7 protein-coding genes are annotated in these 9,375 nt (G+C 68.0%); 6 read left to right on the top strand and 1 reads right to left on the bottom strand.

Going from position 1 to position 9,375, the window contains the following annotated elements:
- Positions 1–96: 96 nt before the first annotated feature.
- From VG320_RS08430 to VG320_RS08455, 6 genes are all read left to right on the top strand, one after another.
- The gene (locus VG320_RS08430; RefSeq protein WP_327199662.1) at positions 97–3,480 is read left to right on the top strand and encodes an Rne/Rng family ribonuclease; all 3,384 of its coding nucleotides are present in this window, start codon (positions 97–99) and stop codon (positions 3,478–3,480) included.
- 220 nt (positions 3,481–3,700) lie between these two features.
- The gene (moaA, locus tag VG320_RS08435; protein ID WP_327199663.1) at positions 3,701–4,819 is read left to right on the top strand and encodes a GTP 3',8-cyclase MoaA; all 1,119 of its coding nucleotides are present in this window, start codon (positions 3,701–3,703) and stop codon (positions 4,817–4,819) included.
- Positions 4,820–4,884: 65 nt separating this feature from the next.
- On the top strand, positions 4,885–5,514 hold the full coding sequence (gene mobA / locus VG320_RS08440; RefSeq protein ID WP_327199664.1) for a molybdenum cofactor guanylyltransferase MobA: 630 nt from the start codon (positions 4,885–4,887) through the stop codon (positions 5,512–5,514).
- Positions 5,515–5,652: 138 nt separating this feature from the next.
- The gene (gene glp, locus VG320_RS08445) at positions 5,653–6,975 is read left to right on the top strand and encodes a gephyrin-like molybdotransferase Glp (protein WP_327199665.1); all 1,323 of its coding nucleotides are present in this window, start codon (positions 5,653–5,655) and stop codon (positions 6,973–6,975) included.
- A 79-nt stretch (positions 6,976–7,054) separates the two neighbouring features.
- Positions 7,055–7,330, top strand: a complete 276-nt coding sequence (locus VG320_RS08450; RefSeq protein ID WP_027817320.1) for a hypothetical protein — start codon at positions 7,055–7,057, stop codon at positions 7,328–7,330.
- The gene (locus tag VG320_RS08455; RefSeq protein WP_327199666.1) at positions 7,330–7,827 is read left to right on the top strand and encodes a GNAT family N-acetyltransferase; all 498 of its coding nucleotides are present in this window, start codon (positions 7,330–7,332) and stop codon (positions 7,825–7,827) included. The genes VG320_RS08450 and VG320_RS08455 overlap by 1 nt, the downstream gene beginning before the upstream one ends.
- A gap of 100 nt (positions 7,828–7,927) precedes the next feature.
- Here VG320_RS08455 and VG320_RS08460 read toward each other — a convergent pair whose 3' ends face one another.
- Positions 7,928–9,370 carry a DNA recombination protein RmuC gene (locus tag VG320_RS08460; RefSeq protein WP_414695998.1) on the bottom strand — a complete coding sequence of 481 codons (1,443 nt, stop codon included), beginning with the start codon at positions 9,368–9,370 and terminating at the stop codon, positions 7,928–7,930.
- Positions 9,371–9,375 lie beyond the last annotated feature (5 nt).

The following is a 9,375-nucleotide window of genomic DNA, read 5'->3' on the forward strand; positions in this document are numbered from 1 at the left end:
CGCGGCTTGCCGCTGCCCGCCCCTGTGCCGTCCGGCGAAGCGCCGGCGCTTCCAGGGTGTCCTGGGCAGTATGCGAAGCCGCACTGGAGTCGTTCAATGAAACGAATGCTGTTCAACGCGACGCAGCAGGAAGAACTGCGCGTCGCCATCGTCGATGGACAGAAGCTGATTGACATCGACATCGAAACCGCCGGGCGCGAACAGCGTAAAGGCAACATCTACAAGGGCATCGTTACCCGCATCGAGCCGTCGCTCGAAGCCTGTTTCGTCAACTACGGCGAAGACCGCCACGGCTTCCTGCCGTTCAAGGAAGTCGCCCGCCAGTACTTCCGCGACGGCGTGGACATGCGCGGCGCGCGTATCCAGGACGCCCTCAAGGAAGGCCAGGAACTGATCGTTCAGGTCGAGAAGGAAGAGCGCGGCAACAAGGGCGCCGCACTGACCACCTTCATCTCGCTGGCCGGCCGCTACCTCGTGCTCATGCCGAACAACCCGCGTGGCGGCGGCGTGTCGCGCCGCATCGAGGGCGACGACCGTCAGGAACTGCGCGAAACCATGGCGCAGCTGCAACTGCCTGAAGGCATGAGCATCATCGCGCGCACGGCCGGCATCGGCCGCTCCGCCGAAGAGCTCCAGTGGGACCTGAACTACCTGCTGCAACTGTGGCGCGCAATCGAAGCCGCCTCGCAGGCCGGCACGAGCGGTCAGCCGATGCTGATCTATCTGGAATCGAGCCTCGTGATCCGCGCGATCCGTGACTACTTCCAGCCCGATATCGGCGAAATCCTCATCGACACCACCGAGATCTATGACCAGGCACGCGCCTTCATGGATATCGTGATGCCGGACAATGTCAATAAGGTGAAGCGGTATCACGACGACGTGCCGCTGTTCTCGCGTTTCCAGATCGAGCACCAGATCGAAACGGCCTACTCGCGTACCGTTCCGCTGCCTTCGGGCGGCGCGATCGTGATCGACCACACCGAAGCGCTGGTCGCCATCGACGTGAACTCGGCGCGCGCCACCAAGGGCGCCGACATCGAGGAAACCGCCGCGCGCACCAACCTGGAAGCCGCCGACGAAGTGGCGCGCCAGCTGCGTCTGCGCGACCTGGGCGGCCTGATCGTGATCGACTTCATCGACATGGAGTCGGCCAAGAGCCAGCGCGAAGTCGAACAACGCCTGAAGGACGCCCTGCGCCACGACCGCGCGCGCGTGCAGATGGGCAAGATCTCGCGCTTCGGCCTGATGGAGCTGTCGCGCCAGCGTCTGCGCCCGGCCCTCTCGGAAGGCAGCCACGTCACCTGCCCGCGCTGTAACGGCACGGGTCATATCCGCGATACGGAATCGTCGGCGCTTCAGGTCCTGCGCATCATCCAGGAAGAAGCGATGAAGGAACACACCGCGGCAATCCATTGCCAGGTGCCGGTCGAAGTGACCGCCTTCCTGCTGAACGAAAAGCGCTCGGAGATCAACAAGATCGAGTCGCGCTTCAAGGTCGGCGTCGTGCTGATCCCGAACAAGCATCTGGAAACGCCGCACTACAAGCTCGAGCGTCTGCGTCACGACGATGCACGTCTGGACGACCCGCGCGCTTCGTGGAAGATGGCCGAGGAAGCGGCCCGCGAACTGGAATCGGAAACCGGTTACAGCAAGCGCAACGCCGAAGCCAAGCCCAAGCAGGAAGCCGCGGTGAAGGGCATCACGCCGGAGCGTCCGGCGCCGTCCGCACCGGTCAAGACCGTGGAGGCCGCACCCGTGGCCGTACCGGTCGCGGCAGCTCCGGCCGCCGGTGGTTTCTTCGGCTTCATCAAGCGTCTGTTTGGCGGCGCACCGGCTGCGGCCCCCGCACCGGCGCCGGTCGCCCAGCAGGACAAGGCAGCCCGCCCGGCACGCGCCGAACGTGGCGAGCGCACGGAGCGCGGTGAGCGTGGCGACAAGTCCGCTGCTGGCGACCGTAACCGCAACCGCCGCACCGGCGGGCGCGACGCCGCAGGCCGTGGCGAAGCCGCAACCGGCACGCGCACAGGCCAGGGCCGCCCGGAACGCGAAGCACGCGAGCCGCGCGAAACCCGCGAAGCACGTGAACCGCGCGAAGCACGCGAAAGCCGTGAAGCACGCGAGCCGCGTGAAGCCCGTGAGCCGCGCGCACCGCGTGAGGCACGCGAAACCCGCGAGCCGCGTGAAGCACGCGAAGGCCGTGAACCGCGCGCCGAACGTGAAGCACGCGAACCGCGCGAGCAACGCATCGAACGCGTCGAGCGTGGCCAGGACCGCAGCGAGGCAGCAGAAGCCGCACCGCGTGGCGAGCGTCAGGAACGCGCGGAACGTGGCGAGCGCCGCGAACGTGGTGAACGCGCCGAGCGTGGCGAGCGCCGCCGTCAGCAGCCGAACGAAGCCGCAGAGGCTCAGGAAGCGCGTCTGGACGCCGCGAGCGCAGGCAACGATACGGAAGCCGCCGACGCCGCCCAGGCCGCCCTCACCGATGGCGTGAACCAGGCCGGTTTCGACGAAGACGGTGCAGCACCGCAAGGTGAAGAGCGCCGCCGCCGCCGTCGCGGCCGCCGTGGCGGTCGTCGCGAGCGCGATGCAGAAGGTTCGGCAGCACTCGAAGGCGCGGACGGCGAAGGTTCGGACGAAGCCGCGGCAACGGAAGGCCAGGCAGAAGCTCAGGCTGAGCAAGCGCCTGTGTCGGAAACCGTGGTGCACACGTCCGTCGCGCAAGCGGTGGTCGTGACGGCACTGCCGGTTGCAGCCGCCGCAGCAGTCGAGGCCACGCAAGCGGCCCAGCCTGTGCAGGCTCCGGTTGTGCCCGCTGCTCCGGTGGAAACCGTTGCTGCTGCTCCCGCTCCGGTCGAAACCGCTGCACCGGTTGAAGCGGCCGCTCCGGCTGCACCGATCGAAGCCGCGCCTGCGGCCGTCGAGCCGGTTGCTCACGTGACGCCCGCAACGCCGGTTGAAGCCGCCCCTGCAGCAGCACCCGCAGCGGCCGCCGAGCCGGTCGCTCAAGCGCCTGCAGCACCGGTGGAAACGGTGAAAGCGGTGGAAGCGGTGGCAACGCCCGCAGCGCCTGCCGCCGAACTTCCGGTGGCGCGTGAAGACCGCGTCGAAGCGCCGCACGCCGAAGTTGCCGCACCGGCAGCCGTGGCCCAGCCTGCGCCGGTCGAAACGCGTGTCGAAGCCGTTGAACCGGCTCCGGCAGCAACGCTGGCGCAAGTGGAAACCGCCGCGCCGGCACCGGTTGCAGCACCTGCCGCCGCTCCGGCTAAGGCTCCCGCAGCAGCAAGCGGCGAGGCACTGGCCCCGATGCTCGAATCGGCCGGCCTCGTGTGGGTGAACACCGACACCGCCAAGCTGCGCGCCGCGCAGGAAGCCGCCGCGCAAGTGGTCAAGCCCGCGCGCGTGCCGCGTGAGCGCAAGCCGCTGCCGCCGGCCGACGCCGCGCCGATGCAGCAGGTGGAAACCGGCCGTCAGGGCTAAGCCTTACGAGCCCAGGCACCGGAATCCGTTCTCTCGAACGCTTCCGGTGCCCGCCGAACCGGTGCGGGATTCCGCATCGCAGCAAAAAGCCCGCCACATATCGGCGGGCTTTTTTTTGATATATCAGCGTTCACCCTCGTCGGTGCGCGACGGGTGCTTCGGCTAAAATCGAAACATCGCGCGAGATTGCGCGGCCCGCAGTACGTAAAACGCAGAGACCATGTCCCGACGCATCATCCCCGTTGCCGATGCCCGCAGCCTGCCGCCCAGCCTCCAGCCCGCGGCGGCATCCGCGCGCGCGCCGTCCGGCGAGGTGTTCGATGCGCTCGCGCGGCCGCTGCGCGATTTGCGGATTTCGGTCACGGATCGCTGCAATTTCCGCTGCGTCTACTGCATGCCGCGCGCGGTTTTCGACAAGGATTACCCGTTCCTGCCGCATTCCTCGCTGCTCACGCTCGAGGAAATCGAACGTCTGGCGCGGCTTTTCGTCGCGCATGGCGTCACCAAGATTCGTCTCACCGGCGGCGAGCCGCTGCTGCGCAAAAACATCGAATTCCTGATCGAGCGGCTGGCCGCGCTGCGCACGCCCGAAGGCGCGCCGCTCGATCTCACGCTCACCACCAACGGTTCGCTGCTGGCCCGCAAGGCGCGCGCACTGCGCGACGCAGGTCTCACGCGCGTGACCGTGAGCCTCGATGCGCTCGACGACGCCCTGTTCCGCCGCATGAACGATGCCGATTTTTCGGTGAGCGATGTGCTCGATGGCATCGCCGCAGCGCAGGCGGTGGGCCTCGCGCCGCTCAAGGTCAACATGGTCGTCAAGCGCGGCACCAACGACAGCGAGATCGTGCCGCTTGCGCGCCACTTCCGTAACTCGGGCGTGGCGCTGCGCTTCATCGAATACATGGACGTGGGCGCGACCAACGGCTGGAACATGGCCGAAGTGCTGCCCTCCGCCGATGTGGTCGCCCGCATCGCCGAGCATTTTCCGCTCGTGCCGCTCGAAGCACACAGCGCCGCCGAAACGGCGCAACGCTGGGGCTATGCGGACGGCGCAGGCGAAATCGGCGTGATCTCCAGCGTCACGCGCGCGTTCTGCGGCGACTGCACGCGCGCGCGCCTGTCGACCGAAGGCAAGCTGTACCTGTGCCTGTTCGCGTCGATGGGCTACGACCTGCGCGCGCTGGTGCGCGGCGAAGCGAGCGACGCGGCGATCTCCGCCGCCATCGCGCAGATCTGGCAACAACGCGCCGACCGCTACTCGCAGCTGCGTGGCAGTGCAGCGGCGCCCGCCACCAGCGAAGAGCGGCGTATCGAAATGTCGTATATCGGCGGCTGATCCGCCGCCCGCCGTCCATCGCCGGTGCGCAAGCCGCACCGCCGCCCACGCCTCGCGCCACGCCGATGCCCGATACCTCCTCCGCCATTCCCGCTTCAGACGTCACCGGCCTCGTGCTCGCGGGCGGACGCGGCCAGCGCATGGGCGGCGCCGACAAGGGCTTGCAGACCTTGCACGGCCAGCCGCTCGCCGCTCACGTGCTCGCGCGTCTCGCGCCGCAGGTCGGCACGCTCGCGATCAGCGCGAACCGTAACCGCGAGCTGTACGCCACGCTCGGCGCGCCCTGGCAGGCGCGCGTGCTGGCCGATACCCTGCCCGACTATCCTGGCCCGCTTGCGGGTCTGCTCGCCGGATTGCGCGCCGCGCGCACCGAATGGCTGCTGAGCGCGCCCTGCGATTCGCCGTGGCTGCCCGCCGATCTCGGCACGCGTCTGGCCGAAGCCGCTCTCACGCGCGGCGTCGCCATCGCTACGGCGACGACCACCGACGCTGCGGGCGAAGTCAGCCTGCACCCCGTGTTCGCGCTGCTGCACACGTCGCTCGCCGACGACCTCGCGGCCTTCCTGGACGGGGGCGAGCGCAAGGTGCGCGCGTGGTACGCGCGCCACACGGCCGCCGAAGTGAACTTTGCCGACGAACGTGCGTTTTACAATGTCAACTCCCTGCAGGAACTCGCCGATCTCGACCGTGCCTGACGGGCACGGCCGACCGCCGCTCCATGCGCATCGCATGCCGCCGGCTTCGGGCACCTCACCAGGACGATCGCCGCAGCGCTTTTGCAGGCATCTGCAAAATGCGTGCAAAAGCGTGCGGATGCGACGCTTCTCCACCCCATGACCACGCCTGATACTTTCTCCGCCAGCGCCGCAAGCCTCACCCAGTTCGATCCGCAAGCCTTGCCCGTCAGTGCCGCCCAGGCCATCGTGCTGGAATGGGTCACGCCGCTTGCGCAAAGCGAACGCGTGCCACTGCGCGATGCCCTCGCGCGCGTGCTCGCCACCGACGTGATCTCGCCGATCGACGTGCCCGCGCACGACAACTCGGCGATGGACGGCTATGCGTTCGACGGCGCCGCGCTCGCGCAACAGGCTGGCGCCCTCACGCTGAGCGTCGTCGGCAAGGCGTTCGCGGGGCATCCGTTCATGGGCGCCGTATCGGCGGGTGGTTGCGTGCGCATCATGACCGGTGCGCCGATGCCCGCGGGCTGCGACACCGTCGTGCCGCAGGAGCGCGTCACCGTGCAGCCGGCTGAAACCGCTGGCGACGACACCATCACCTTCCCCGCCGACGCACTCGCACCCGGCGCGAACCGCCGCCGCCAGGGCGAAGACCTCGCGCGCGGCGGCGTGGCGCTGCGCGCCGGCCGCGTGCTGCGCGCAAGCGACATCGGCTTGATGGCCTCGCTTGGCCTCGTCGATGTCAAGGTGAAGCGGCGTCTGCGCGTGGCCTATTTCTCGACCGGCGACGAACTGCGCTCGCCCGGCCAGCCGCTCGACGCGGGCTGCATCTACGACAGCAACCGCTATACGCTCGGCGCAATGCTGCGACGCCTGGACGTCGAACCGATCGATCTGGGCCGCGTGCGCGACGATCCCGAAGCGCTGGCCGCCACGCTCATTCAGGCCGCCGAGAGCGCCGATGTCGTGCTGACCTCGGGCGGCGTTTCGGTGGGCGAAGCCGATTTCACGCGCACGCAGTTGCAGGCGCTTGGCGACGTGAGCTTCTGGGGTCTCGCGATGCGCCCGGGCCGCCCGCTCGCGTTCGGCCGCATCTGGTCGGGCGGCCGTCCCGGCGCGGGCCGCGCGGCGCTGCTGTTCGGCCTGCCGGGCAATCCGGTCGCCACCATGGTCAGCTTCTATCAGATCGTGCGCCCGGCGCTGATCGCCATGTCGGGTGCGACGCCGCAGCCCGTGCCGCTGATTCCCGCGCGCTGCGACGCGCCGATCCGCAAACGCGCGGGCCGCACGGAGTTCCAGCGCGGTGTCGCCGAACGCGATGCGCGCGGCCAGTGGCGCGTCACGCCCACGGGATCGCAAAGTTCCGGTGCGCTGAGCACCATGAGCGAGGCGAACTGCTTTATCGTGCTCGCCCATGAGGCCGCCGATCTCGACGCGGGCGACACCGTCGACGTCATGCTGTTCGACGGACTCGTCTGACGCACCGCCTGAATCCTTTTTACCAGTCAACGCTTAACCCACATCGCGCTACGTCCACTCGACCTACGGACCGACTCACATGAAAAAACAGATCTCGTTCATTGCCGCGGGGCAAACCGCCAAGGCGCTCATCCTCGTCTACCTCACCTTCAGCGTGCCCGTCGTGCTGCTGGTCGCCGTGGTGGCGTTCTTCCGCTACGGCACCTTCGAACTCGGCACCGTGTTCAGCGCGCTGATCCTCAACGCGATCGTCGGCTTCGTGCTGCTCTGGATCGCCTGCCATCTGTACAACTGGGTCGCCTCGCGCTTCGGCGGCATCGAGATTCATCTCTCAGACGTCCCAGAGGAAGCGTAATGGCCGCGACGATCCGCGCAGCGACGCCCGCCGATGTCGGCGCGATTCACGCGCTGATGTATGAGCTGGCCGCATTCGAAAAGCTCACGCATCTCTTCACCGGCACACCCGAGTTGCTGACCGATGCGCTGTTCGGCGCGCATCCCGCCGCCGAAGCACTGGTTGCCGAAGACGCGGGCCAGATCGTCAGCTACGCGGTGTTCTTCCATAACTATTCGACCTTTCTCGGCCGGCGCGGGCTGTATCTCGAAGACCTCTACGTGCAGCCGACGCAGCGCGGCACGGGTCTGGGCACCGCCATGCTGCGTGCGCTCGCGGCCATCGCTGTGGAGCGCAACTGCGCGCGCTTCGAGTGGAGCGTGCTCGACTGGAACGAACCGGCGATCCGCTTCTACGAGAAGATGGGCGCAACCGTTTATTCCGACTGGCGCATCGTGCGCGTGACGGGCGACGCGCTCGACAAGCTCGCGGCGCCGGTCGAACCGGCGATCGGTTAAACCACATCACGAGAAAAAAGGGCCGTCCGCAGCGATGCGGACGGCCCTTTGCATTGGAAGGCGAGCGCGCGGCGCCAATCGTCGGCGCTATTCGTCGGTGCTATTCGTCGATGTTCCCCAGCGCATCGCCGAGCAGATTCGACGTCTCCTCGCCCGGCAGCGCCTCCACGTCGCGCAGCTTGCGGTTCATCATGCGCGTGCGCACTTCGGCGGCTTCGATCGAGCGCGTCACCGTTTCCAGTTGCGTCTTCGTGCGCGCCAGCACGTCGCCGAACTTGCCGAACTCCGTCTTCACCGCGCCTAGCACCTGCCAGACCTCGCTCGAACGCTTTTCGATGGCGAGCGTGCGAAAGCCCATTTGCAGACTGTTGAGCAAGGCCGTAAGCGTGGTCGGCCCTGCGATGGTCACGCGGTAGTCGCGCTGCAGCAGATCGGTCAGCCCCGGCCGGCGCAGGATCTCCGCGTAAAGCCCTTCGGTGGGCAGGAACAGCAGCGCGAAATCGGTCGTGTGCGGGGGCGCCACGTATTTTTCGGCGATGGTGCGGGCTTCGGCGCGGATTCGCGTTTCGAGCGCACGCCCGGCTTCCTCGATACCGGCCACATCGGCGCGCTCCTGCGCATCGATCAGCCGCTCGTAATCCTCGCGCGGAAACTTCGCATCGACGGGCAGCCACACCGGCGCGTCCGTGCCGCCGGCCTCGCCCGTCTTGATACCGCGCCCGGGCAGGCGAATCGCAAACTCCACGCGCTCGCTGCGGCCCGGCACCGTCGCCACGTTCTTCGCGTACTGCTCGGGCGTGAGCATCTGTTCGAGCAGCGCTTCGAGCTGCACTTCGCCCCAGGTGCCGCGCGTCTTTACGTTGGTCAGCACCTTCTTCAGATCGCCGACACCCGCCGCCAGCGACTGCATTTCACCCAGGCCCCGATGCACCTGCTCCAGCCGGTCGGAGACCAGCTTGAACGATTCGCCCAGGCGCTGCTCCAGCGTCGCGTGCAGTTTTTCGTCGACGGTGCGGCGCATTTCTTCGAGCTTCGCCGCGTTGTTCGCCTCGATATCCTTCAGGCGCTGTTCGAGCGTCGCGCGCACTTCCGTCAGACGGCGGTCGTTGGACTCGATCAGTTGCGCAACCTGCTGGCCGAGCAAGGTGCCGAAGTGGCGTAGCGCCGCGCCCTGCTCGTCGCGCGCCTGCTGCGCCTGCACCTGCTGGCTCTGGCGCACGGCGTCGAGCTGCTGGGCGTTGGATTCGGTGAGCTTGGCGAGCTGTTGCGCGAAGCCGTCGAGCTGGCTGTTCTGCACGGTCGCGATGCTCGTGAGATGCGCGGCGAGCGCCTGCTGCACCTGCGCAAAGCCACCGCCGAACTCGCTGCGCGAAGCCTGCGCGGTGCGCGCGATCTCGTTGCGCAGTTCGCGCTCGATGCGCTCGGCCGCGCGCGCCTGCGTTTCGCTCGCGCCGGCCATGCGGTCGCTGAGCTGATCGAGCGCATCGAGCGTCGCCTCCTCATGACCGTGCGCGCCCTGCCGCGCGCGCAACAAGGCGACGATCGATA

It is taken from the genome of Paraburkholderia sp. (genome assembly GCF_035948235.1).
Lineage (GTDB): Bacteria > Pseudomonadota > Gammaproteobacteria > Burkholderiales > Burkholderiaceae > Paraburkholderia.